Below are 25,896 nucleotides of genomic sequence, written 5' to 3' on the forward strand. Positions count from 1 at the left end.
TCAAACGCCTGCTGCAACTTCATCCGGGCGGTCAAGCTTTTCACTGGCGCTCCTCGAACGTGCCTCGATGCTGCGCCGGAAATCCTGATAAGCCTCGAGCCAACGCATCGATTGCGTTTCGGGAATGCGCAAGCGTCTGCACCGCACGTGTGCGAGAGCAAGGAACGCGTGATTGGAGAGGCTGGCGGCGACGCAAAGCTGGATGAGATCGTCGATGGCGCCTTTGAATACCGCCGTGTGAATATTGGCGATCGGCCGGCGCGCGACCTTCGAAAGCAAGCCGATCGCGTCGTTGATTCTCTTGTCGTCGATGAGAACGATGACGAGATCGTTGAGGCTGCTGTCGCCGCCGTCGATCAGCTGCCAGAGGCGCGTTGCGTCGCAAGTATCCAGATAGACGCCCAGGCGCCGCCTGAGGTCCTGGCGAATCAGGCTGACGTCGGATGTTTCATGCGGCGCGCTGCCGGCGACGATCGCCTGCAGCCTCAGCCGCTTCGTCGTATTCACGTAAGGCAGCAGCCATTCGCAGATCAGGGGCGTGAGGTCGCCGCGCTCCGCGATCCGGTCGCAAAGAATGGCATCCGTGAGCGAGTGCTTGGTGAGTGTGCGCAGGCCCCAATCACTCATCGAGATCTTCTTGTTCGAGGCGATCGTGCGCCAGACGCGCGTCTTGCCCCTTTCGATCAGCGTGTCCGAAAGTCTCGGGCTGATGTCAATCCGCTTGGCGATGGCCTCCAGATGCGGCTCGGGCATGCGCCGGGCAAGCTTCATCAGGTCGGCCTGGGAGAGGGCGGGGCTCATTTCCAGAACCGGAGCGGCCACCGCGATGTCATCCTTGGCAAGGCGGATGGCGACGGCTTGCGGTGTGGCGGAAATCGGCGCGATGCGGCGGGAGAGGTTCGCCCTGTCTTCCATGCCCGTCGTGTCGAGCAACCTCAGGATCACGTCGCAGAACAGCTCAAGTTCCGCCTGGCTGTGCCCGCCGATCCCGTCAAGAAAAACGTCGGCAACCCGCTGCAGCAGCTTGCCGCGGGATTCAGGCGTCGCGTCTTTCGCGAGTCTGAGAAGGTCGCTCAGCATCAATTGCCCCTTGGGTTGACGCTGACCCTATCGCGGTCGCCTTATCAATCGGTTAGCGAGGCATATCGGATTGCAAATTAACGTGAGGGCGTATTCCGTCAATTTTATGGGTTCAGGCCCTAAGCATCACATTTTTTGATCGTGAGCAGTAAACTCAATTCAACGCAGCGTAAACTGCATGTGAGACGGCGCTGCCGTCCTCGGACACTTTATGAATGAGATGGGTTTCCCTGTTGATTTTCGACTGTTTTCCGGCCTTAGATTGCGCACAAGGTGATCGTGGCGGTTCAGCCGGCTTGCGGATTTAGCAGTCGGACGTGAAATGCCGGGAATGCCTTTGAATAACGGGAGAGAAAATCAATGAATATTCGCCGCATCACCAAGGCGACGCTCTTGGGTGTCAGCTTTGCCGCCGTCATGGCGTCGGCCGCCTCGGCCAAGACGCTCGTCTATTGCTCGGAAGGGTCGCCGGAGGGCTTCGACCCCGCCCTTTACACGTCCGGCACGACCTTCGACGCCTCGTCGAAGCCGATCTACAACCGCCTTGTCGAATTCAAGCGCGGCACCACGGAAGTGCAGCCGGGCCTTGCCGAATCCTGGTCGGTTTCCGACGACGGGCTGGAGTACACGTTCAATCTGCGCAAGGGCGTCAAGTTCCACACGACCGATTTCTTCACGCCGACCCGCGACTTCAACGCCGACGATGTCATCTATTCCTTCGAGCGTCAGTTGAAAACGGACAGCCCCTGGCATCAGTACACCGCCGGTGCCGCATGGGAATACTTCAACGGCATGTCGATGCCCGATCTCATCAAGGAGATCGTGAGGGTCGACGATTACACCGTGAAGTTCGTGCTCAATCGCCCGGAAGCGCCGATGGTCGCGAACCTTGCGATGGATTTCGCGTCGATCTTCTCAAAGGAATATGCCGATCAGCTCGCTGAGGCCGGCGCAAAGGAGCAGCTCAACCAGCAGCCGGTGGGCACCGGTCCGTTCAAGTTCGTCGGCTACCAGAAGGACGCGGTCATCCGTTATGCCGCGAATGAAGATTACTGGGCCGGCAAGCAGCCGATCGACAACCTGATCTTCGCCATCACCACCGATGCCTCGGTTCGCTTGCAGAAACTGAAGGCCGGCGAGTGCCACGTGATGCCCTATCCGGCACCTGCCGATATCGAAGACATCAAGGCAGATGGCAACCTGCAGCTTTTGGAACAGCAGGGCCTCAATGTCGGCTACCTTGCCTATAACACCAAGGTCGCTCCCTTCGACAAGCCGGAGGTGCGCAAGGCGCTGAACAAGGCTGTCAACAAGCAGGCCATCCTGGATGCGGTGTTCCAAGGCGCCGGTCAGGCTGCGAAGAACCCGATTCCGCCGACGATGTGGTCCTACAACGACGCAATCGAAGACGATTCGTTCGATCTGGAAGCCTCCAAGAAGATGCTTGAGGAAGCCGGCGTTTCCGACCTGAAGATGAAGATCTGGGCGATGCCGGTCCAGCGTCCGTACAACCCGAACGCACGCCGCATGGCCGAAGTCATGCAGGCGGATTTCGGCAAGATCGGCGTCGATGTCGAGATCGTGTCCTACGAGTGGGGCGAATATCTTTCCCGCTCCAAGGATGTCGATCGTGACGGTGCCGTGCTTCTTGGCTGGACAGGCGACAACGGCGACCCGGACAACTTCCTTGCCGTTCTTCTCGGCTGCGACGGTGTCGGCGGTTCGAACCGCGCCCAGTGGTGCAACGACGAGTTCGAGGCCCTGATCCAGAAGGCAAAGCAGGTCACCGACAAGGCGGAGCGCACCAAGCTCTACGAAGAGGCTCAGGTTGTCTTCAAGCGCGAGGCGCCTTGGGCTACGATCGCCCATTCGGTTGTTTTCATGCCGATGTCGGCCAAGGTGTCCGGCTATGTGATGGATCCGCTCGGCGGTCACTGGTTTGACGGTGTGGATATCGCCAATTAAGCAGCCGTGAGGATGATCAGCGCCGGCGGCGTATCGCCGCCGGCGTTTCGTTAGGAATTGCCGGCCGTTTGCCTCAGAGTGGGATAGCCAGGATGTCAGAGGATGTTCTTTTGGTACGCAAGCACGAAAAGGGCTGCCTGCTTGCCTGCGATACCGGGTAAACCGGTCATGGCTAGGCCCGTTTAAAACCAGAACAGGCTGAAAATATGCTTCGTTTCCTGCTAGGCCGCATAGGTCTTTTGATCCCGACATTTCTTGGCGTCACGTTAATCGCCTTTTCGTTCATCCGCATGCTGCCCGGGGACCCGCTGGAGCTCCTGGCGGGCGAGCGCGGTATTGATCCGGAGCGAAAGCTGGAAGTCATGCGCCAGATGGGCTTCGACAAGCCGCTCTGGCAACAGTATCTGCTATATCTCGGTGATATTTTTCAGGGTGATCTGGGCACGTCATTCGTGTCGAAAAAGCCGGTCCTGGAAGAATTTTTCACGTTGTTTCCGGCAACGGTGGAACTGGGGCTTTGCGCGATTATCATCGCTGTAGCGATTGGTATTCCGGCTGGAATATTCGCGGCGGTGAAGCGTGGCTCATTCTTCGACCAGACGATTATGGGCACAGCTCTGATTGGCTATTCCATGCCGATTTTCTGGTGGGGTCTGCTGTTGATTATTCTCTTTTCCGGCATACTTCAGTGGACGCCGGTCTCGGGGCGCATTTCGCTCATCTACTTTTTCCCGCAAGTTACGGGCTTCATGCTGATTGACAGCTTGCTCTCTGGACAAGAGGGCGCGTTCAAATCCGCCGTCAGCCACCTGATCCTGCCATCGGTGGTCCTGGCCACGATCCCGCTTGCGGTAATCGCGCGCCAGACGCGTTCTGCGATGCTTGAGGTGCTCGGTGAGGATTTCGTCCGCACGGCACGCGCGAAAGGCCTGGCGCCCTCCCGGGTGATTGGCCTGCATGCCTTGCGCAATGCGCTGATCCCCGTGATCACGACCATTGGCCTTCAGGTCGGCGTACTGCTTGCCGGCGCGATCCTTACGGAGACAATCTTCTCATGGCCGGGAATTGGCAAATGGCTCGTCGACAGCATTTCGCGCCGCGACTATTTCGTTGTTCAGGGAGCGCTCCTGATGATCGCCGCCGTGGTCATGCTCGTGAATCTCTTCGTTGACGTGCTTTACGGTCTCGTCAATCCGCGAATTCGCCACAACTGAGCCGGGGTACAGGATCAATGTCGAACGTTTCTACAACCGAACCTCGGCCCAAAGGCGCGGTGGCGGAAAAACTTGCCAGCGAGAGCCGCAATGCCACAAAGGCAATGCTTGTCGAGTTCTGGTACTATTTCTCGCAAAACCGGGGAGCCGTGATAGGCCTTACTGTCTTTCTGGCCTTGGTCGTAATTGCTCTGCTTGCACCCTATGTCGCTCCGCATTCGCCGGACATGCAGTATCGGGACAGCTTTCTCCAGCCTCCGGCCTGGGGAGAGGGGGGAAGCGCAACGTTTCTGCTTGGTACGGACGCCGTCGGGCGCGACATTCTCTCTCGCCTCATATACGGCTCGCGCTACTCGCTTTTCATTGGTGTGGTCGTAGTGGTGATCGCGCTTTCGGGCGGTATCGTTCTCGGCGTTATCGCAGGGTATTTCGGCGGTTCGGTCGATACCCTCATCATGCGCGTGATGGATATCATCCTGGCGTTTCCCTCGCTACTGCTGGCGCTCGTGCTTGTCGCCATTCTCGGGCCGGGGCTAACCAATGCGATGATCGCGATCGCCATCGTCCTTCAGCCGCATTTCGTCCGGCTTACCCGCGCGGCGGTTCTTTCGGAACGCAATCGGGATTATGTGGTGGCCGCGCGGCTCGCGGGTTCGGGCAATCTGCGGCTGATGTTCAAGACCATCTTGCCGAACTGCCTTTCGCCGCTGATCGTGCAGGCGACGCTTTCCTTCTCCAACGCGATCCTCGATGCGGCAGCCCTCGGGTTCCTCGGCATGGGCGCACAGCCGCCGACGCCTGAATGGGGCACGATGCTGGCCGAAGCGCGCGAGTTCATCCTGCGCGCATGGTGGGTGGTTACCTTCCCCGGCCTTGCCATCCTGATCACGGTGTTGGCGATCAATCTCGTCGGTGACGGTTTGCGCGATGCGCTCGACCCGAAGCTTAAGCGGAGCTAAGCCCATGCCCCTTTTGGAAATCCGCAATCTCAAGGTCGAATTCGATACCGCGTCCGGCCCCTTCAAGGCGCTCGACGGCGTCGATTATAAAGTTGATGCTGGCGAGGTTCTGGCGATCGTCGGCGAAAGCGGTTCCGGTAAGTCGGTCGCCATGCTGGCGCTCATGGGCCTGTTGCCGGATACGGCGACCGTGACCGTCGACAAGATGGAGTTTGAGGGTCGCGATATCACGAAGCTTTCCGCCTCAGACCGCCGCCAGGTGATCGGCAAGGACATCTCGATGATCTTCCAGGAGCCGATCGCGAGCCTGAACCCGTGCTTCACGGTCGGCTTCCAGATCAATGAAGCGCTCAAGGTGCACACAGACCTTTCCGCCTCCGAGCGGGCGAAGCGCGTAATTGAGCTGCTTGAATCCGTCGGCATTCCGGAGCCGAAACGCCGGCTATCGAGCTTCCCGCACCAGATGTCGGGCGGTCAATGCCAGCGCGTGATGATCGCCATGGCAATCGCCTGCCGTCCGAAGCTTCTGATCGCCGACGAGCCGACGACGGCGCTCGACGTGACGATCCAGAAGCAGATCCTCGATCTCCTCCTGAAGCTTCAGGAAGAAAGCGGCATGGGTCTGATCATGATCACCCACGACATGGGCGTGGTCGCCGAAACCGCGGATCGCGTGGTCGTACAATATCAGGGCCGCCAGATGGAAGAATCCAACGTGCTCACACTTTTCGAAAGCCCGAAGCACCCTTACACGAAGGCACTTTTGTCGGCACTTCCGGAAAATGCGACTGGAGACCGTCTGCCGACCGTGAGCGATTTCCGCGAATTTCTTGAACGCGAAGGTACGGAGGCCGGCGCATGAGCGGCGACGTTATTCTCAAGGTCCGCGACCTGAAGCGCGATTACGTTACCAAAGGCGGCCTATTCAAGAAGGAAAGCACGCTTTCCGCCTTGAAAGGCGTTAGCTTCGATGTCGAGCGCGGCTCCACGCTTGCGGTCGTCGGGGAAAGCGGCTGTGGCAAGTCGACACTCGCGCGCATCCTCACCATGATCGACCCGGCGACCGCGGGCACCGTCGAGATCGACGGGGCCATGATCGATATCTCAAAGGGAAAGATTTCAAGGGAACTGCGCCAGAAGGTGCAGATCGTCTTCCAGAATCCTTACGGCTCGCTCAATCCTCGCCAGAAGATCGGCGCCGTTCTGGAAGAGCCGCTTTTGCTCAATTCCGACAAGTCTCCGGCCGAGCGCCGTGATCTTGCGCTTGCCATGCTGGAAAAGGTCGGCCTGAAGCCGGAGCATTACGGGCGCTACCCGCATATGTTCTCAGGCGGTCAGCGTCAGCGTATCGCCATCGCCCGCGCGATCATGCTGCAGCCGAAACTGCTGGTGCTGGACGAGCCGGTTTCCGCGCTGGATCTCTCCGTTCAGGCGCAGATCCTGAACCTGCTTGCCGATCTGCAGGATGAGTTCAACCTCACTTATGTCTTCATCAGCCACGATCTTTCGGTCGTGCGCTACATCGCCGACAAGGTGATGGTGATGTATTTCGGCGAGGCGGTGGAATACGGCACGCGCGACGAGGTTTTTTCAGACCCCAAGCACAGCTACACGAAGACGCTTTTCGCCGCGACGCCGCGCGCGGATATCGAAAGCATCCGCGCAAGGCTTGCGAGAAAGGCGGCGTGAATATCGCCGGCAGATGAGTTTTTATTGAGTCTGGTGCGGTTTCCGACCCCGAAAGCGAAGGCGCTTGCTCGGGCGGAAATCGCTCGAGGCCAATCCTTACGTTTTTGCCTTAAAATAACGGTTTGAACCCGATGGCGATCCTGATTGGAAGGAAGAATGGGTTATGATGTAAATTTAATTTTATAATCTCGAATGAATAATAAATCCACGGAATTGTGGCTATGAATATTAATATTTTTCTTGAAGGGAAACGTGTATTCAGATTTGCCAAGTAGCCACATACTGCTGGTAAAAATATTATTGCAGAGAATAATGCGATGATTGCTCCGATCTCGGAGATTATGATATTGGGTAAGTTGTCGTATTGATAGGCGTTACTGAGTGCGGATATTGATTGAATGTAAATATATAAATTTGATAAAAAGAAAATTGATAATATAGAAATGTTTGTAAAGATAAAAAAATTGCTATCTCTTACGCGACAATTACGCGCAAATATTAAAATTGGAATTATAAATATATAATATATTAATAAAAAATATAGGGTGCATGCGTATAATATATTTATAAGATCCAAGTGGGCGTAATTTATTTTATTGTCCTCACTTTCAATATAAGAAATTGTTGAGTAGAATAATATTGATATTAAGGGTATGAGAATAAAGTGTTTTGTTGATTTTGTTTGCAGGCATGCAAATATGGATAAGGTGGACCAAATAAGCGTAATTCCAAAGTAAAGACGAGGTGTAGTTGGAAAAAAGATAGTGTCGAGCGTCCTGTGGATTGTGAAGAAAAATACGGATGCGTATTCTAACATAATAATATTGTCCAATTTATATTATCTCGTGCGAAAGCTTTGGATTTATCTATAATATCGCGGTTCTGATGGGGTGGCGCGATTCAAAACATGTCTCCCAATTCTGCTGCATGCACTTTTGTCAAGACATCGTATTGTCACATATTTCGGCTATTCGCGAAATATGGAAAAGATTGATGCATTGGCGGCGCTTTCGGCGCTGGGGCAGGAGACGCGGCTCGATGTCTATCGCCTTCTCGTGAAGGCGGGCGGTGACGGGCTTGCGGCGGGGGAAATCGCCGATGAGCTCGGCGTTCTGCCGAACACACTGTCGGCTCATCTTGCGAACCTTTCACGTGCCGGCCTGATTTGCCAGGCGCGCGAGGGCCGTGTTCTGCGCTACACGGCGGATTACTCGCGCATGCGCAGCCTGCTCGAATATCTGATGGCTGACTGCTGCGGCGGCAGGCCGGAGGTTTGCGCACCTTTCCCCGGTGCTGCCGGTTGCTCCGACAATGAGGAAGAGGCGGAAATCGCATGAGTGCGCGAATTCGAAACGTACTATTTCTGTGCACGGCCAATTCCGCGCGCTCGATCCTCGCCGAAGCGATCCTGAAACGGTTGGGAGAGGGGAAGTACCGTGCCTTTTCCGCAGGCTCACATCCGCGCGGGCGGGTCAATCCGGATGCGCTCGACTGCCTGAAGCGGCACGGCGACGACGTTGCCGGCCTGAGTTCGAAACGTTGGGATGTCTTTTCCGGGCCGGATGCGCCGCGGATGGATCTGGTCGTCACCGTTTGCGATGCCGCCGCCGGCGAAGCCTGCCCGATATGGCCAGGACATCCGCTTACCGTTCATTGGGGCATCCCCGATCCGGCGGGCGCGGATGGGGCAGAGGGAGGCGAGACGGCCTTCAACCTCGCATATGACCGGCTTGAGCGTCGCATCGCGGCCTTTCTCGCTCTGGGTGATAATGCCTTCAAGGCGGACGATGCCAGGGCGCAACTGGCGGCCATCGGCCGGATCGACGACTAGTCGAAGATAGCTTCTCGCAGTACCGGTTTTCCGCGAGCAGCGATACCAACAAAATTCCAGGAGATCGAAGCGTGGCTTTTGCGGAACGTTCCCCCCTTGGTTTTTTCGAGCGTTACCTCTCCCTGTGGGTGGCCTTGTGTATCGCCGCCGGTGTCGGCGTTGGCCTGCTTCTGCCGCGCGTCTTTTCCGTGATCGCGGTATTGGAATACGCCAGTGTCAATCTGGTTGTCGCGGTTTTCATCTGGGTGATGATTTACCCGATGATGGTCAATGTCGATTTCGCCTCGATCAAGGATGTTGGCAAAAAACCCAAGGGCCTGTGCATTACGCTGGTCGTAAACTGGCTGGTAAAGCCCTTCACCATGGCCGCCCTCGGCATCTTCTTCTTCGAGTATCTGTTCGCGGGGATCGTCGATCCGCAAAGCGCCAAGGAATACATCGCCGGGATGATCCTTCTCGGCGTGGCGCCCTGCACGGCAATGGTGTTCGTATGGAGCCAGTTGGTACGTGGCGATGCCAACTACACGCTGGTACAGGTTTCGATCAACGACATCATCATGGTTTTCGCTTTCGCGCCAATCGCGGCCCTGCTTTTGGGCGTGACCGACATCGTCGTGCCATGGGAGACCCTGTTCCTCTCTGTCATCCTTTACGTCGTTATTCCGCTCGCGTTCGGTTATCTCACGCGTAGGGCGTTGGACCGATCGGGCGATCATGAGCGTATCGCCGAGTTCACCGCGAAGGTGAAGCCCTTCTCGATCATGGGATTGCTGGCGACAGTGGTGCTTCTGTTCGGCTTCCAGGCACAAACGATTATCGACAAGCCGAGCGTCATCGCGCTGATCGCGGCGCCGCTGCTGGTGCAAAGCTACGGTATCTTCATCATTGCCTATTTCTGGGGTTATGTGTGGCGTGTGCCGTTTTCAACTGCCGCGCCGGCCGCCCTTATCGGCACGTCCAACTTTTTCGAATTGGCGGTGGCCGTGGCGATCAGCCTTTTCGGCCTGAATTCCGGAGCAGCGCTCGCAACCGTTGTCGGCGTTCTGGTCGAGGTTCCGGTGATGCTGTCCCTTGTCGCTTTCGCCAATCGCACGCGTCACCGGTTTGCGGCATAGAGACATTGGCCTCTTCCGCTGTCAGGCAGCCGCTATCAAGGAAGCCGCCTGCCGGCAGAGATAGCGCATCAGTTCGTCCGCTTTTTCGCTGGCCGCCTCCGGCTTGCCGGAGGCGATTGCCGCCATCAGGTCCATGTGGTGCAAGGCCGCACTGTTCAGGTCGCTTTCGGCGAAATAGCGGAACCAGAAGCGGCGCGAATGGGTCTGCAGGGGCGCTGCGGCGCGTGCCGCGTATGGGTTGCACGCGGCGATGGCGACGATCTCGTCGAATTCCTTGTCGCGGCGCATGAAGGCTCGCGCATCGCCGCCCGCTGCCGCATGTTTCATCGCTTCCGCGCAACTGGTCAGGGCGTCGCGTTCGTCACGCCCCGCCAGCCGGGCAGATGCGCCAGCGAGCAGCACCTCCAATGCATGGCGGGCGTCGAGCAGGCGCGCGAAATCGGCCGGATTGATATCCGAAACCACGATGCCGAGGCGCGGGCGGATGACGAGCAAGCCCTCGAGCGCAAGCCGCTGCACCGCTTCGCGAACGGGCGTTCGCCCCATGTCGAGCGCATCCGCCAGCCGGCTCTCGGTGATCGACGTTCCGGGCTTGAGGTCAAGCGTCACGATGCGCTCTTCAAGCTTTCGATAGGCTTCCTCCGCGCGGCTTTCTTCTGCTTCCATCAGTTCTTGCCCACCTCGATCCCTTGTCGTCGCTATAGTCTAATATAATACTGATATATCACTCGTTGACAAAGAAATTCAGATGTGAAATCGTCCAATTTGTCCCGCAAGACCTGCAAAGGGAGGCGAACCCATGTGGCGCGGCGTATTTCCGGCGGTAACGACAAAGTTCACCGCCGATGATCATCTGGATATGGCCGAAATGGAGCGCTGCTTCGCCCTTCAGATCGAAGCAGGAGTCGACGGGCTCATCGTTTGCGGTTCGCTCGGCGAGGCGATGGCGCTGGAGCCTGAGGAGAAGCTGGAAATCCTGCGCATCGCGAAAACCGTTGCCGGAAACCGCCCGGTTTTGATGACCGTTTGCGAAAGCTCAACGAAACGTGCAGTCAGCGCCGCAAAGGCTGCTGCGAAAGCGGGTGCCGACGGCTTCATGGTGCTGCCCGGCGTTCCCTATCGCTCCGCCCCGCATGAAACGGTCGCCCATCTTTTGAGCATTGCGCGTGCCGCTGGCCTGCCGGTGATGATTTACAACAACCCGGTCGCCTATGGTGTCGACGTTACCGGCGACATGTTCGAGGAACTGGCGGCTGAGCCGCTTGTCGTCGCCATGAAGGAATCGACCGACGACGTTCGCCGCGTCAGCGAGGTCATCTCCCGGTTCGGAGACCGTTTCGATGTTTTCACGGGCGTCGACAATCTCGCGCTGGAAAGCCTCATGATGGGCGCATGCGGGTGGGTTGCGGGTCTGGTCCTGGGGTTCCCGAAGGAAACGGTCGCAATATGGAAGCTTGCCGAAGCTGGCCGTTTCGAGGAGGCGCGCGCGATCTACCGCTGGTTCCGTCCGCTCTTGGACCTCGATGTGTCGACAAACCTTGTTCAGAACATCAAGCTCGCGGAAGTTCACGGTGTGGGCTCGAACGATCGGTGCCGGCTGCCGCGCCAGCCGCTTCAAGGGGCGGAGCGCGCGCGCGTGGAGGGCATCATTCTCAAGGCACTTGCGCAACGCCCTGCATTGCCCGAATTTTGAGAAAAGATTTCTCCTGTTCGTGTGAAGCATGAAGCCTCAGTCCGTTCACATTTTGGGAGCCGGCATCGTCGGCCTTGCCACCGCGGCCGTGCTGATCGATCGCGGGTTCGACGTCACGGTGATCGACCGGGAAGGCCCGGGCGAAGGCACTTCGCGCGGCAATGCCGCGGCCATCGCCTGGACGGACGTCGCCCCGCTCGCCTCGCCCGGCATCTGGAAAAAGGCGCCCGGCTGGCTGCTTGATCCGCTAGGCCCGCTTACCGTGCGCCCGTCCTACGCGCTCAACATCCTGCCGTGGATGCTGCGCTTCATGCGCGCGGCGACCCCTTCGGCGATGAAGCGATCGACGCAAGCCATCGCTTCGCTGAATGCTCTCGCTCTACCTGCGTGGGAACGGATATGGGAACGTATGGCCTGGGGCAATCACGTCCGGCATGAAGGTTGCCTCGAGGTTTTCGACAAGACCTCGCAGCTTGCCGAGGCTCGCAGCGGTTGGCAGCGCCAGCGCGATCACGGGATGGACGTGCGTGAGCTTTCGGGCGACGAACTTCGGGACATGGAGCCGGACCTCTCGCCCGCAGTTGTCGGCGGCGCGTTTATCCCGGGCTGGCTCCATATCGACGACCCCTATGACCTCTGCCGGGATCTTGCGGCCTATGTAACGGCGCGCGGTGGGCGGATCATGAAGGGCGATGCGGTGTCGGTCGCCGGCACCGAAACCGGTTCCATCGTACGGCTTCGGGAAGGGCATATCGTGAAATGTCAGGCACTGGTCATTGCCTGCGGGGCGTGGTCGAAGTGGCTGGCTGCTGAATTCGGAGACGATATCCCCCTCGATACGGAGCGCGGCTATAACATCACCGTGCCTGCGCCCGGTGTTTCCTTTCGCCGTTTCATCATGCTGCCGGGATACGGCTTCGTCATGTCGCCGATCGCGCGCGGTCTTCGCATCGGCGGCGCTGTGGAATTCGGTGGGCTGAAATCCGCTCCCAACTGGCGGCGAGTCGATGCGCTCGTCGCCCGCGCGAAACGCATCGCGCCGAACCTCAATGCCGATCACGGCGAGCGCTGGATGGGCTTTCGCCCGTCGATCCCCGACAGTCTGCCGGTCATTTCGCGGGCAAGCGCCGGGTCGAATGTCTTTTACGCCTTCGGCCACGCCCACCACGGCTTGACGCAAGCAGCTGCAACCGCCGAAATCCTTGCCAGCATGATCGCGGGCGAAGCGCCGCCGGTCGACATCGCGCCCTACCGGGCAACTCGCTTTTGAAAAAGAGGCAGCGTTCCATGGCACGCCACACCTTCTTTTGCGTCGACGGCCACACCTGTGGCAATCCGGTCCGTCTTGTCGCGGGCGGCGGTCCGCGGCTTGAAGGTTCGTCCATGTTCGAGCGGCGCCAGCATTTCCTTGAAAATTTCGACTGGATACGAACCGGCCTCATGTATGAGCCGCGCGGCCACGACATGATGTCGGGCGCGATCCTCTATCCGCCGACGCGCGAGGATTGCGACACCGGCGTGCTCTATATCGAAACCTCCGGCTGTCTGCCCATGTGCGGGCACGGGACCATAGGCACGGTGACCATGGCGGTGGAGGAGGGGCTCGTTACGCCCAAGGTGCACGGAAGCCTGAGGCTGGAAACGCCTGCCGGCCTCGTCGTCGCCGACTATGAGCAGGACGGCGACACGGTGACCTCGGTGACGCTTACCAACGTCGCCTCGTTTCTGGCTGCGGAAAACCTCGAAATCGAATGCGAAATCTTCGGTCCGCTGACGGTGGATGTCGCTTACGGTGGTAATTTCTACGCCATCGTCGAGCCGCAAGGCGCGTTTGCGGGCGTCGGCTCGGTCGATGTCGGCGATCTTCTGGCGGCAAGCCCGAAACTGCGTTCGGCGCTCAATGCGGCTTATGAAATCGTCCACCCGGAGAATGAGCGTATCAGAGGCATCTCCCACATCATGTGGACGGGCCCCGCAACCGTCGAAGGGGCGGATGCCAGAAACGCGGTTTTTTATGGCGACAAGGCGATCGATCGCAGCCCCTGCGGCACGGGAACATCCGCGCGCATGGCGCAGCTTCATGCCAAGGGCAGGCTCAAGGTTGGCGATACTTTCGTGCATGAAAGCATCATCAACTCGCTCTTCATCGGCGGAGTAAAGTCCGAGACCACGGTCGGCAATGCCCGCGCCATCGTGCCGACCGTTTCGGGCCGCGCCTACAAGACTGGCACCAGCACCATCACGCTTGATGAGCGCGACCCCTATATGACCGGCTTCCAGGTTGCCGGCACCGGCGTCACGCGCTTTCCTCGACCGTCCTCTTGATGCACTCAAATTTTCGGCAGGGGCTTCGCTTACGAGCGGAATCAGCTATCAATCCATTGACCGGAACGGATTAGGAACAGATATGGATTGGTCGCGCCAGCAGGAAGACGCCCTGGACGAGACCGCGCGCTGGCTGAAACGGGGCGATAGCCAGGTGTTTCGTCTCTTCGGCTATGCCGGAACGGGCAAGACGACGCTTGCCCGTCATCTTGCTGAAGGTATCGACGGGAGCGTGGCTTTCGGCGCCTTCACCGGCAAGGCTGCGCATGTGCTTCGCCAGAAGGGCTGCACGGATGCCTCGACCATCCACGCGATGATCTATCGACCGCGCGGGCGAAAAGAAGATGACGATGATGAGGATTCCGGGCCGACCTTTTCGCTGAACCGGGAAAGCGTTGCGGCGAAATCCGATCTCATCGTCATCGACGAATGCTCTATGGTGGATGAGGACCTTGGCCGCGATCTTCTGTCGTTCGGCAAGCCGGTGCTGGTTCTGGGCGATCCGGCGCAGCTTCCCCCGGTCAAGGGCGGCGGTTTTTTCACCGAGGCCGAGCCCGACGTGATGCTGACGGAGGTTCACCGTCAGGCGCGTGACAATCCGATCGTGCGCATGTCCATGACGATCCGCGAAGGCGGCACGCTCGACTATGGCACTTACGGCGAAAGCCGGATTATCCCTCGTACAGAGATCGACGCCGAAACGATCCTCGCGTCCGACCAGGTTCTCGTCGGAACGAACCGTACGCGCAGGCTCTACAATGCCCGCATCCGTCAGTTGAAGGGCTTCACGACGCCTATGCCCGCGGTCGGCGACAAGCTTGTGTGCCTGAGGAACGACAAGGCCAAGGGCTTGCTGAACGGCGGCTTGTGGACGGTTGCGCGCCTTCGCGCCTCCAAGGGCAATACCCTGCGCTTCGACATCAAGCCGGAAGACGATACGGGTTCGAAGTCCGATACCAAAGTCAAGGTTCTGCCGGCGATGTTCGAGGAAGGCGGCGACCAGATCCCCTATGCCATCCGCCGCCGGGCGGATGAGTTCGACTATGGCTATGCGCTCACCGTCCACAAGGCCCAAGGCTCGCAATGGGATCAGGTGGTGCTTTTCGATGAAAGCTACGCCTTCCGTGAGCATCGCGAGCGCTGGCTCTATACGGCGGTGACGCGGGCTGCGGAAAGCATCGTCGTCGTGCGATGAGCCGCAACGGGCTCACCCGGCTGTGAGCATCTTGCCTTTCGCCCTTTTTCCGCCGCGCCGGCAGGCGTATCTTCCCGCTCTTCAAGAACGGGTTATGCTGCCATCCGCCGAATTTCAGAGCCTCAGATGACCGATACCGACATCCTCGCTACCCAGCCTTCGCCCTCGCCCAAGGCTTCCGCTCTTCCGCCCGAGGTGGCGCTTCGCATCGCCCGGCGGATCGCGGATGAAATCGGCTGCAAGCCGGCACAGGTTTCCGCCACAGTTCAGCTTCTCGACGAAGGCTCGACCGTGCCCTTCGTCGCGCGCTACCGGAAGGAAGCGACAGGCGGGCTCGACGATACGCAGCTCAGGACCCTGGAAGAGCGGCTGATTTACCTGCGCGAGATGGAGGATCGCCGGACCGCGATCCTCAAATCCATCGAGGAGCAGGGCAAGCTCGACGGCGATCTTGCGGGAAAGATCGCTTCCGCCGACACGAAGGCCGCACTTGAGGACCTCTATCTGCCCTTCCGCAAGAAGCGGCGCACGAAGGCGCAGATCGCGCGCGAGGCCGGGCTGGAGCCGCTCGCCGATATGCTCCTCGCCGATCCATCGATTAATCCTGAGAAATCCGCGGAGGCATTTCTCGACGCGGAAAAGGGATTTCCGGACGCCAAAAGTTCCCTCGACGGCGCGCGCCAGATCCTCATGGAGCGTTTTGCCGAAGATGCCTCGCTCGTTGGTCGTTTGCGGGAGTATCTTTTGAAAAAGGCCGTCGTGCGCTCCCGCGTGGTCGAAGGTCAGGAGGAAGCAGGCGCGAAATTCTCCGACTACTTCACTTACGAAGAAAAATGGTCGGATATCCCCTCCCATCGCGCGCTGGCGCTTTTGAGAGGACGCAACGAGGGAATTCTTGCGCTCGAACTCGTGGCTGATGCCGACGATTCGTCGCCGATCAAACCGGCCGAGCGCATGGTGATGGCGGCTGCCGGGATCGAGGACCGGGGCCGGGCGGCCGACAAATGGCTCGGCGATGTCGCGCGCTTCGCCTGGCGGGTGAAGATCGCACTGCATCTCGAACTTGAACTCATGAACATGCTGCGCGAACGCTCGGAAGAAGAGGCGATCAAGGTTTTCGCGCGTAACCTCAAGGACTTGCTGCTTGCCGCACCCGCAGGCGCGAAGGGGGTTCTGGGTCTCGATCCGGGTGTCAGGACGGGCGTGAAGGTCGCAGCCGTCGATGCCACCGGCAAGCTCGTCGATACCGCGACGATCTACCCGTTCCAGCCGAGAAACGATGTTGCCGGTTCGCTCGCCGTGCTCAAGGCGCTGGTGGCGAAACACAAGGTCGGGCTGATCGCCATCGGCAACGGCACGGCAAGCCGCGAGACGGACAAGCTCGCCGCCGATCTCCTGAAGGAAATCCCGGCGGATCGGCGGCCCGTCAAGGTCATCGTCAATGAGGCTGGCGCCTCGGTCTATTCGGCAAGCGCTTTGGCGGCCAGGGAAATGCCGGATGTCGATGTGTCGCTGCGCGGCGCGGCGTCAATCGCGCGGCGGCTTCAGGATCCGCTTGCCGAACTCGTCAAGATCGAGCCGAAGTCCATCGGCGTCGGCCAGTATCAGCACGACGTCAACCAGACGAAGCTTGCCCGCTCGCTCGATGCGGTCGTCGAAGACGCGGTGAATGCCGTCGGTGTGGATCTAAATACGGCATCCGCGGCGCTTCTCTCTCGTATTTCCGGGCTTTCGGAAACGCTTGCCGGGGCAATCGTCACCCGTCGCGATGAAGTGGGCGCATTCCGTTCGCGAAAGGAATTGCTGTCGGTGCCGCGCCTCGGCCCCAAGGCGTTCGAGCAATGCGCCGGCTTCTTGCGGATCGCGGGCGGCGAAAACCCGCTTGATGCATCTTCCGTCCACCCGGAGGCCTACCCGGTCGCCGAACGAATTGTGAAGGCGTGTGGGCGGCCACTGAAGGATGTCATGGGAAATGCCTCCGTCCTGAAGTCGCTCGACCCGAAGGAGTTCACCGACGACAAGTTCGGCCTGCCGACGGTGAAGGACATTCTGGCGGAACTGGAAAAGCCGGGCCGCGACCCGAGGCCGGAATTCAAGACCGCGACCTTCCAGGAAGGCGTGGAGACAATGGCGGACCTGAAACCCGGCATGTCGCTGGAAGGAACGGTCACCAATGTCACCAACTTCGGCGCCTTCGTCGACATCGGCGTGCATCAGGACGGGCTTGTCCATGTCTCGCAGCTTGCCGACCGTTTCGTCTCTGACCCGCATACGATTGTGAAGGCGGGCGATATCGTGCGCGTGCGGGTGATGGAGGTGGATATCAAGCGCAAGCGCATCGGCCTTTCCATGAAGAAGGACGGCGGAGAGGCGCGCGGACGCGACCGCAGCGAAACGCCGCCATTCCGAAACAACGCCCCGCGCGGCAAGCCGCAGGCCGGCAAACCTCAGGGCGGTGGCAATCGCCGCGATGCGCCCCAGGGCGACGGCGCGATGGCGGCAGCCCTTGCGGCGGCGATGAAGCGGAAGAAATAGGGAGAAGGCCGGGTTTTAGCTTCGGTTTTCGCCCTCGCCTGGCGCATGCGCCAGACGAGGGCGATGGCTATGCCCAAGGCAGTCGTAAACGGCGAATTTCCATTCAGCTCCACTTTTAATGACATGACAAATCCGATTAGCCCTTGAAATTGTCCTCGTGTGGTTGCTTCCATGCGAACCTAATGAAAATTCCTGCGCGACGCCGCCGCCCTGCCATAATTGGATCGACCGATCCCGGAGCCTGTCCCATGTCCCATATCTTCCCCCGCCACACCGCCATGCGACCGCCGCGCGCCACGAAGGGCGACGGCTGCTACATCGTCGACGAGACCGGAAAACGCTATCTCGACGCCGGCGGGGCGGCGGTCGATTGCCTTGGCCATTCCGACGAGAAGGTGACGAAGGCGATCAAGGATCAGCTCGACAGGATCGCTTTCGCCCATACCGGCTTCTTCACCAGCGATACGGCGGAAGCGCTTGCCGACAGGCTGGCGGAACATGCGCCGGGCGATCTCGACAGCGTTTATCTCGTCTCCGGCGGATCGGAAGCGACGGAAGCGGCGATCAAGCTTGCCCGCCAGTATCATCTGGAGCGGGGCGAGGGAAAACGCGCGCGCATCATCGCCCGCCTGCAGAGCTACCACGGCAACACGCTTGGCGCGCTGTCCGCAGGCGGCAACATGTGGCGGCGCGAGCCTTTCGGCCCGCTTCTGGTGGAGATGTCGCACATCGACCCGTGCTACGCCTATCGCGGCCAAAAGGATGGCGAGAGCCTTGAGGACTATGGTCTGCGCGTCGCCAATGCGCTGGAAGCGGAAATCCTGAAACAGGGGCCGGAAACGGTCGCGGCCTTCATCGCGGAACCCGTCGTCGGCGCGACCATGGGCGCGGTGCCCGCCGTGCCGGGATATTTCAAGCGCATCCGCGAGATTTGCGACAAATACGGTGTGCTCCTGATCCTCGACGAAGTGATGTGCGGCATGGGCCGGACGGGATATCTCTACGCCTGCGAGGCTGACGATATCGCACCCGATATCCTTTGCATCGCCAAGGGGCTGGGCGCTGGCTATCAGCCGATCGGCGCGATGCTCTGCACAAAGGAAATCTACGAAACGATCGAAAAGGGAACCGGCTTTTTCCAGCACGGCCACACCTATATCGGCCATCCGACGGCGGCGGCCGCCGCAGGCGCCGTGCTTTCGCGCCTCGTCGATGACGGGCTCGTCGAGCGCTGCCGCTCAATGGGAACCAGGCTCGAAAAGGCGCTGGCCGAACGTTTCGGCCAGAACCCGCACGTTGGAGACCTGCGCGGACGCGGGCTTTTCCGGGGCATCGAACTTGTCGCCGACCGGGAGACGAAAGAACCCTTCGATCCGTCACTCAAGATCAACGCGGCGGTGAAGAAGGCAGCCTTCGCGCGTGGCCTGATGTGTTATCCGATGGGCGGCACCATCGACGGTAAACGCGGCGACCATATCCTCGTCGCCCCGCCCTTCATCATCGAGGATGCGCATATCGAGGAAATCGTCGACAAGCTCGACGGCGCGATCAAGGATGCGCTTGGCGCGCAGGGAATTGCGGTTTAAGGGGGTTTCTATACGGAAAATGCGCTTGCTTCATCATGCCCGGGCTTGACCCACTGCTGCCCAACGGACTTTATTCCAACAAGTCTAAATCGCTGCAAAGGCTAGAGTTCCAGATAGCTCTTTGGCTTGGAGCGCAAGGAAATCCCCTCTCCCTTGAAAGGAAAGGGTTAGGGTGAGGGTGAACTGAGTCCAACGCCAAGTGGCTTGCCCCCTCACCCGGTGCTTTGCACCGACCTCTCCCTCCAGGGGAGAGGTGAGGCGCATGCGGCCCCACTCTGCAATATCGCCATGTCTGCGCTTTGCCGGGTAGCGACCATTCGCGCCCGGCAGTGACGGTGGCAGGCGATGGCGCCTATCCGCCCTTCGCCCGCTTCTGCTCCACCGTGCCCGAGGCTTCCAGCGAGGTGATTTCCTCGTCCGACAGTCCAAGCACGCTCTTGAGAACCTCTTGCGTATGCTGGCCGAGCGCGGGCGGGGCGGTGTCGCAGGAAACGGGCGTCTTCGAATAGCGGATCGGGTTTCTCACACCCGGCGCCGTGCCACCGTCCACATGCGGCAGGTCGAGCTCGAGCTGCCGCGCCTTCACCTGCGGATTTTCGAAAACCTGGTCGATGGTGTTGATCGGCCCGCAGGGAACGCCGACGGCCTCAAGCGTTGAAATCCAGTCGTCCGTCGTGCGCCTTTCGATGATTTCGGCAAGTATCGGCACCAGTTCCTCGCGGTGGTCGAGGCGCTTCAGGTTCGTGGAATAGCGCTCGTCCTTGGCGATGTGCGGACAGCCCGCGACATCGCAGAAGCGGGCGAACTGCGCATCGTTGCCGACGGCGAGGATCATGTGCCCGTCCTTCGTGGCGAAGGCCTGATAGGGCACGATGCTCATATGCGCGTTGCCGTAGCGCTTCGGACGCTCGCGCGAGACGAGATAGCTCGTCGCCTGGTTGGCGAGTGTCGCCACCTGCACATCCAGAAGCGACATGTCGATATATTGGCCTTCGCCCGTGCGTTCCCGGTGGACGAGGGCTCCGAGGACGGCGATTGCCGAATAGAGCCCGGTCATGACGTCGGAAAGCGCGACGCCCGCCTTTTGCGGCCCGCCGCCGGGTTTGTCGTCGGCCTCGCCCGTCACGGACATCAGCCCGCCCATGGCTTGGATCATGAAGTCATAACCGGCGCGGTTCGCATAAGGCCCGTCCTGTCCGAAGCCGGTGATCGAACAATAGATGAGGCCCGGATTGACAGATTTCAGGCTTTCATAGTCGAGGCCGTATTTCTTCAGGCCGCCGACCTTGTAGTTCTCGACGAGCACGTCGCAGTTTTTCGCAAGTTCGACGACGAGCCTGCGGCCTTCCTCACTCGCGATATCGACGGCAACGGATTTCTTGCCCCGGTTGGCGGCGAGGAAATAGGCGCTTTCGCCGGTGCAGTTGCCTTCCGGGTCATGCAGGAAATAGGGGCCCCAGCCCCGCGTATCGTCGCCCGTCTTCGGCCGCTCGATCTTGATGACCTCCGCGCCCATGTCGGCGAATGTCTGCGTCGCCCAGGGGCCGGCGAGCACGCGGGAAAGATCGAGAACGCGGATATGCGAGAGCGGGCCGGGCATTTCAGGTCCTTATGCGGAAACGGATTATGCGTCTCGACCTTTTATCCGGGCGGGATGCGCAATGCCAGAGGCTCACAGGCTCTCGCGCAGCCGCTTCAGGACGACGCGCGCGCGTCCCTCTATCGCCTCGCGTCGGATGTGTCGTCCGCCCTGCACCATGTGCCGCCCGGCGGACCAGACGTCGGTGACGAGGTTGTCGTCGCCGGCAAAGACGAAGGCGTCGATGAGCGCATCGCCCGAAAGACCGTCGAGCGCGAGATTGGCGGTATCGAGGGCAACGAGATCGGCAAGCTTTCCTTGCACGATTTCGCCGGAATCGCGGGAAAGCGCCAGCGCGCCGCCTTTGGCGGCACTTTCCAGAAGCGTGCGGCCGACGGATTTCCCGCCCTCGGCCAGAACAGCGCGGGCGCGCTCGGACAGGCGCTGCGAATATTCAAGCGTCCTGAGTTCCTCCGCGAGCGCGATGCGCACGTTTGAGTCCGAGCCGACGCCAAAAGCCCCGCCAGCCGCAAGGAAGGCCCTACCGTTGAAGATGCCGTCGCCAAGGTTGGACTCTGTGATAGGGCAAAGTCCCGCCACCGCGCGGCTTTGCGCCATTGCGCGGGTTTCCGCCTCGTTCATGTGGGTGGCGTGGATCAGACACCAGCGTTCGTCGACGGGCATGTTTTCCAGAAGCCAGGCGACGGGACGCGCGCCATAGGCGGCTTCCACCGCTTCCACCTCCGCCGTCTGTTCGGCGATGTGGATGTGCACCGGGCCTTCGTCGAGAAGGCCGCAGACGGCGGCGAGATCCTCGCTTGAGACCGCGCGCAGCGAGTGCGGGGCGATGCCGAGGCGCGCATCGGCGGGCAGATTTGGGAGCATTTCGCCGCAGATGCCGATGAGGGCGTCGAAACTGTCAAGGGAATTGCGGAAGCGAAGCTGGCCGCCTTCGAGTGCGCGCCCGTCCACGCCGCCGCGCTGGTAAAGGACCGGCAGATGGGTGAGGCCGATGCCGGTTTCCATGGCGGCCGACATGATCCTGAGCGAGGTTTCCGCCGGATTGTCGTAAGTGCCGCCGCCGGGCGCATTGTGGACGTAATGGAACTCGCCGACGGAGGCGTAGCCTGCCTCCAGCATTTCCATCTGAACGAGGGCGGCTATCGCCTCCATGTCGTCGGGCGTCAGATGTTCGAGGAAACGGTACATGAGTTCGCGCCACGTCCAGAAACTGTCGCGCGCGCCTTCGCCGCGCCGTTCCGTCAGTCCGGCAAGCGCTCGCTGGAACGCGTGGCTGTGAAGGTTGGCGGGCGCCGGCAACAGTACGCCGACGCGGCGCGCGGGCGCCCTGTCTGGACCGTCGCCGATCCTTGAGATCCGCCCGTCCGGGCCGATTTCAACCGTGCAATCGCGGGTCCAGCCCGAAGGCAGCAGCGCATGGTCAGCTTGAATCTTCATTGATTTCCGTCCCTCGAAGTAACGTAGCGATTGTGCGCCTATTCTTTGTGATTGACAATTATGTATATACATATTTTAGTCGTGAGAACAGCCGGGGAGGGAAATTTGACCCAGCGTCTTTTGATCAATTGCCGCGCCGCCACGATGGTCGAGGGGACGAGCCCCTATGGCCTCGTCGAGGATGCCGCGATCGCGCTTGAGGGCGAGCGTATCGCCTGGGCGGGCGCGCGCGCCGATCTGCCGGGGCGGTTTTCCGGTTGGCCCGGGGAATCGCTGGAAGGACGGGTGGTTACGCCCGGCTTCGTCGATTGCCATACGCACCTAGTCTATGGTGGCGACCGGGCGAAGGAATTCGAGATGCGCCTTCAGGGTGCTTCTTACGAAGAGATCGCAAGGGCGGGCGGCGGCATCGTCTCCACCGTTTTGGCGACACGCGCGGCGAGCGAGGACGATCTGGTTTCCTCCGCCCTGCCGAGGCTTGACGCGCTGATCGCCGAGGGTGTCACGACCGTTGAGATCAAGTCCGGCTACGGGCTTTCGGTCGACGACGAGATCAAGATGCTGAAGGCTGCGAAACGCCTAGCGGGTGCCCGCGATTTCCGGCTTAAAACGAGTTATCTCGCGGCCCACGCGGTGCCGGCGGAATACAAACCCCGGCCGCACGAATATCTGGACGAAGTGGTGCTGCCCGGCATGGACCGGGGCAAAAACGAAGGGCTGATCGACGCCGTCGACGGGTTTTGCGAGGGGATTGCCTTTTCACCGGCGGAAATCGCCCATGTCTTCGACCGCGCGGTGATGCTTGGCCTGCCGGTGAAGCTTCACGCAGAGCAGCTTTCAAACCTCGGTGGGGCGAAGCTAGCCGCTTCTTACGGCGCGCTTTCCGCCGATCACCTGGAATATCTGGATCGGGAAGGCATCAGGGCGATGGCGAAGGCCGGAACGGTCGCGGTGCTGCTACCCGGCGCGTTCTACACGCTGCGCGAGACGAAGCTTCCCCCGGTGGAGGGATTGCGCGAAGCGGGCGTTCCGATTGCGGTCGCAACCGACAGTAACCCCGGTTCCTCGCCGATGACGTCGCTGCTGCTTGCCATGAACATGGCCGCCACGCTTTTCCGCATGACGCCGGAAGAAACGCTGGCCGGTGTTACGCGAAACGGGGCGAAAGCGCTTGGACTTTCCGGCGAGATCGGCACCATCGAGGCTGGAAAGCGCGCCGACCTTGCCGTCTGGAACATTCGCGAACCGGCGGAGCTTTCCTACCGGATCGGATTCAATCCGCTTTATCGGCGCTATTTCGGAGGCACGGCGTGATGGAAACGCTTCAACCCGGAAAGACCGGCCTTGCACAGCTTGAACGCATCTACCGCAAAACCGGCCCTGTGAAACTCGATGCGGCGTGCCGGTCTGCCGTCGATACCGGCGCGCGGCGTATTGCCGAGGTCGCGGCGGGCGATGAGCCCGTCTATGGCGTCAACACCGGCTTCGGCAAGCTCGCGAGCGTGCGCATTCCGGCTGGCGACGTCGAGACGCTGCAGCGAAACCTCATCCTGTCGCATTGCTCGGGCGTCGGCGATCCCCTGTCGCCCGAGATCGTGCGCCTGACGATGGCGCTGAAGCTCCTTTCGCTCGGCCACGGCGCGTCGGGCGTGCGCTGGACCGTCGTCGAACAGATCGAGGCGCTCCTGGAAAACGGGATCACGCCGATGATCCCGGCGCAAGGCTCCGTGGGAGCGTCGGGCGATCTTGCACCGCTTGCCCATATGACGGCGGTCATGATCGGCGAGGGTGAGGCCTTCTTCGACGGGGAACGGATGCCGGGTAAGGCCGCTCTCGAACGGGCCGGGCTGAAGCCGATCGTCCTTCAGGCGAAGGAGGGCCTTGCGCTCATCAACGGAACGCAGGTCTCGACGGCGCTTGCGCTCGCCGGGCTCTTCAAGGCGTTTCGCGCGGCGACATCCGCGCTCGTCACCGGATCGCTGTCGACGGATGCGGCGATGGGCTCCGCCGCCCCTTTTCGTCCGGAAATCCACGAGCTTCGCGGCCAGCCCGGCCAAATCGAGGCGGCGCGCGCGCTTCGCGCCCTGATGGAGGGGTCGGAAATCCGCGAAAGCCACCGCGAGGGCGACGAGCGCGTGCAGGATCCTTACTGCATCCGCTGTCAGCCGCAGGTGGACGGCGCCTGCCTCGACCTTCTGCGCCAGGCGGCGGGCACGCTTCGCCGCGAAGCGAACGCGGTGACCGACAATCCGCTGGTGCTTTCCGACGGATCGGTGGTTTCGGGCGGCAACTTCCATGCCGAGCCGGTCGCCTTCGCCGCCGACCAGATCGCGCTGGCGGTCGCCGAAATCGGCTCGATCTCGCAGCGGCGCATCGCGCTTCTGGTCGATCCGGCTCTCAGCTTCGGCCTGCCGGCGTTCCTGACGCCGGAACCGGGGCTGAACTCGGGCCTCATGATCGCGGAGGTGACTTCCGCCGCGCTCATGTCGGAAAACAAGCAGCGCGCGGCTCCCGCCTCGATCGATTCAACGCCGACTTCGGCCAACCAGGAAGACCATGTCTCCATGGCCTGTCACGGCGCGCGCCGGCTTCTCGACATAACCGACAATCTTGCGCGTATAATCGGCATCGAGGCGCTGACGGCGGCGCAAGGGGTGGAGTTCCGCGCTCCGCTCAAGACAAGCCCGGAACTTCTGAACGCGCTGTCGGAAATCCGGAAGGCCGTGCCCCGCCTCGAAAAGGACCGCTATCTCGCGGGCGACCTGGAGCGGGCCGGCGACCTGATCTCAAGCGGGCGGCTTTTGGCCAGCATCTCGCCCGGCATCCTGCCGACGCTCGACGAAGGGGAGGGATAGGCATGAGTGCCGTCGAAACCGTGGAAGGTTCATCACCCGTTGTCCTCGCGATGCCGCATACGGGCATCGAAATCCCGCGTTCGCTGATGAGGCGGCTCAACCTGCGTGGGCACATGATGGCCGATACCGATTGGCACATCGATCGCCTTTATGCGGATCTGCTTCCCGAGGCGACCACGGTGCGCGCCACTTTCCACCGCTACGTGATCGACGCCAACCGCGACCCGGAAGGAACAAGCCTCTATCCGGGGCAGAATACGACCGGGCTCGTTCCGGTTACCGATTTCGACGGCGAACCGATCTGGAGGGATGGCGAGGTGCCCGGCCCAGCGGAAACCGAAGAGCGTTTGCACCTGTTCCACGAACCCTACCACTGGGCGCTGAAAAACCAGATCGACAGGGTGAAGGAAAAGCACGGCGTGGCGATCCTTTATGATTGCCATTCCATCCGCTCGAACATTCCATTCCTCTTCGAAGGAACCCTGCCTGACTTCAATATCGGCACCAACGAAGGCAAAAGCTGCGCTCAAATGGTCGAGGAGACCGTCGCCGAGGTCTGCGGCAAGGCCCATGCCTATACCAGCGTTGCGAACGGACGCTTCAAGGGCGGCTGGACGACGCGGCACTACGGGCGGCCGGACGAGGGTGTCCATGCCGTGCAGATGGAGCTTGCCCAGTCCGCCTACCTCGAAACCGAGGATACGCCCTTTCATTATTCAGACGAAAAGGCGCACCGCCTGCGTCCCCATCTCGCTGAAATCCTGCACCGTCTGGAGCGTCTGGCGCTCGACGGCAAGCTTGGAAACTGAAGGATCTC

General features: G+C 60.6%; 21 protein-coding genes. 17 read left to right on the top strand and 4 right to left on the bottom strand.

The features are described 5' to 3' along the window. Positions 1 to 1,080: a DUF2336 domain-containing protein gene (locus tag HPQ64_RS06970; RefSeq protein ID WP_172887628.1), complete on the bottom strand. Its 1,080-nt coding sequence runs from the start codon at positions 1,078 to 1,080 to the stop codon at positions 1 to 3. Positions 1,081 to 1,440: 360 nt separating this feature from the next. On the opposite strand from HPQ64_RS06970, the gene HPQ64_RS06975 reads away from it, so the two are divergent. The 8 genes from HPQ64_RS06975 (at position 1,441) to arsB (ending at position 9,853) form a co-directional block, all read left to right on the top strand. Continuing rightward, complete coding sequence (locus tag HPQ64_RS06975) at positions 1,441 to 3,045, top strand: ABC transporter substrate-binding protein (RefSeq protein ID WP_172887630.1); 1,605 nt, start codon at positions 1,441 to 1,443, stop codon at positions 3,043 to 3,045. A 206-nt stretch (positions 3,046 to 3,251) separates the two neighbouring features. Further along, positions 3,252 to 4,259: an ABC transporter permease subunit gene (locus tag HPQ64_RS06980; protein WP_172887632.1), complete on the top strand. Its 1,008-nt coding sequence runs from the start codon at positions 3,252 to 3,254 to the stop codon at positions 4,257 to 4,259. 104 nt (positions 4,260 to 4,363) lie between these two features. After that, the gene (locus tag HPQ64_RS06985) at positions 4,364 to 5,218 is read left to right on the top strand and encodes an ABC transporter permease subunit (RefSeq protein WP_246270584.1); all 855 of its coding nucleotides are present in this window, start codon (positions 4,364 to 4,366) and stop codon (positions 5,216 to 5,218) included. A 4-nt stretch (positions 5,219 to 5,222) separates the two neighbouring features. Then, positions 5,223 to 6,080: an ABC transporter ATP-binding protein gene (locus tag HPQ64_RS06990; protein WP_172887636.1), complete on the top strand. Its 858-nt coding sequence runs from the start codon at positions 5,223 to 5,225 to the stop codon at positions 6,078 to 6,080. Continuing rightward, entirely contained in the window at positions 6,077 to 6,907 is an 831-nt protein-coding gene (locus tag HPQ64_RS06995; protein ID WP_172887638.1) for a dipeptide ABC transporter ATP-binding protein, read from the top strand. Before HPQ64_RS06990 ends, HPQ64_RS06995 begins: the two co-directional genes overlap by 4 nt. A 980-nt stretch (positions 6,908 to 7,887) precedes the next feature. Then, a complete protein-coding gene (locus HPQ64_RS07000) occupies positions 7,888 to 8,244 on the top strand; it encodes an ArsR/SmtB family transcription factor (RefSeq protein WP_172887640.1) in 357 nt (118 codons plus the stop codon). Next, positions 8,241 to 8,738, top strand: a complete 498-nt coding sequence (locus tag HPQ64_RS07005) for an arsenate reductase ArsC (protein ID WP_172887643.1) — start codon at positions 8,241 to 8,243, stop codon at positions 8,736 to 8,738. The genes HPQ64_RS07000 and HPQ64_RS07005 overlap by 4 nt, the downstream gene beginning before the upstream one ends. A gap of 71 nt (positions 8,739 to 8,809) precedes the next feature. Then, entirely contained in the window at positions 8,810 to 9,853 is a 1,044-nt protein-coding gene (arsB, locus tag HPQ64_RS07010) for an ACR3 family arsenite efflux transporter (protein WP_172887645.1), read from the top strand. Between the two features lie 21 nt (positions 9,854 to 9,874). Here arsB and HPQ64_RS07015 read toward each other — a convergent pair whose 3' ends face one another. Next, positions 9,875 to 10,519 (bottom strand): GntR family transcriptional regulator, encoded by a 645-nt coding sequence (locus HPQ64_RS07015; protein WP_172887647.1) that lies wholly within the window; start codon positions 10,517 to 10,519, stop codon positions 9,875 to 9,877. Positions 10,520 to 10,652: 133 nt separating this feature from the next. Between HPQ64_RS07015 and HPQ64_RS07020 the strand changes: the two genes are divergently transcribed. The 6 genes from HPQ64_RS07020 (at position 10,653) to HPQ64_RS07045 (ending at position 19,187) form a co-directional block, all read left to right on the top strand. Next, positions 10,653 to 11,546 (top strand): dihydrodipicolinate synthase family protein, encoded by an 894-nt coding sequence (locus tag HPQ64_RS07020; protein ID WP_172887649.1) that lies wholly within the window; start codon positions 10,653 to 10,655, stop codon positions 11,544 to 11,546. Positions 11,547 to 11,574: 28 nt separating this feature from the next. Further along, positions 11,575 to 12,816: an NAD(P)/FAD-dependent oxidoreductase gene (locus tag HPQ64_RS07025; RefSeq protein WP_172887651.1), complete on the top strand. Its 1,242-nt coding sequence runs from the start codon at positions 11,575 to 11,577 to the stop codon at positions 12,814 to 12,816. 17 nt (positions 12,817 to 12,833) lie between these two features. Continuing rightward, positions 12,834 to 13,871, top strand: a complete 1,038-nt coding sequence (locus HPQ64_RS07030) for a 4-hydroxyproline epimerase (protein ID WP_172887652.1) — start codon at positions 12,834 to 12,836, stop codon at positions 13,869 to 13,871. Positions 13,872 to 13,953: 82 nt separating this feature from the next. Further along, on the top strand, positions 13,954 to 15,066 hold the full coding sequence (locus tag HPQ64_RS07035) for an ATP-dependent DNA helicase (protein WP_172887653.1): 1,113 nt from the start codon (positions 13,954 to 13,956) through the stop codon (positions 15,064 to 15,066). 126 nt (positions 15,067 to 15,192) lie between these two features. Further along, positions 15,193 to 17,601: a Tex family protein gene (locus tag HPQ64_RS07040; RefSeq protein WP_172887654.1), complete on the top strand. Its 2,409-nt coding sequence runs from the start codon at positions 15,193 to 15,195 to the stop codon at positions 17,599 to 17,601. A gap of 248 nt (positions 17,602 to 17,849) precedes the next feature. After that, entirely contained in the window at positions 17,850 to 19,187 is a 1,338-nt protein-coding gene (locus HPQ64_RS07045) for an aspartate aminotransferase family protein (protein WP_172887655.1), read from the top strand. Positions 19,188 to 19,539: 352 nt separating this feature from the next. On the opposite strand, the gene HPQ64_RS07050 is transcribed toward HPQ64_RS07045, so the two are convergent. Next, positions 19,540 to 20,787, bottom strand: coding sequence for a CaiB/BaiF CoA transferase family protein (locus tag HPQ64_RS07050; RefSeq protein WP_172887656.1), 1,248 nt, complete (start codon positions 20,785 to 20,787; stop codon positions 19,540 to 19,542). Positions 20,788 to 20,859: 72 nt separating this feature from the next. Then, a complete protein-coding gene (locus HPQ64_RS07055) occupies positions 20,860 to 22,224 on the bottom strand; it encodes a formimidoylglutamate deiminase (RefSeq protein WP_172887657.1) in 1,365 nt (454 codons plus the stop codon). 144 nt (positions 22,225 to 22,368) lie between these two features. On the opposite strand from HPQ64_RS07055, the gene hutI reads away from it, so the two are divergent. Genes hutI through hutG form a run of 3 tightly spaced genes read left to right on the top strand, consistent with a single transcriptional unit; the run spans position 22,369 to position 25,888 of the window. Further along, entirely contained in the window at positions 22,369 to 23,538 is a 1,170-nt protein-coding gene (gene hutI / locus HPQ64_RS07060) for an imidazolonepropionase (protein ID WP_246270586.1), read from the top strand. After that, positions 23,538 to 25,079, top strand: coding sequence for a histidine ammonia-lyase (gene hutH / locus HPQ64_RS07065; RefSeq protein ID WP_210260120.1), 1,542 nt, complete (start codon positions 23,538 to 23,540; stop codon positions 25,077 to 25,079). The genes hutI and hutH overlap by 1 nt, the downstream gene beginning before the upstream one ends. Before the next feature lie 2 nt (positions 25,080 to 25,081). Then, the gene (gene hutG / locus HPQ64_RS07070; RefSeq protein WP_172887660.1) at positions 25,082 to 25,888 is read left to right on the top strand and encodes an N-formylglutamate deformylase; all 807 of its coding nucleotides are present in this window, start codon (positions 25,082 to 25,084) and stop codon (positions 25,886 to 25,888) included. Positions 25,889 to 25,896 lie beyond the last annotated feature (8 nt).

Origin of the sequence: Hongsoonwoonella zoysiae, assembly GCF_013266695.1 — a bacterium.
Classification (GTDB): Bacteria; Pseudomonadota; Alphaproteobacteria; order Rhizobiales; family Stappiaceae; genus Hongsoonwoonella; species Hongsoonwoonella zoysiae.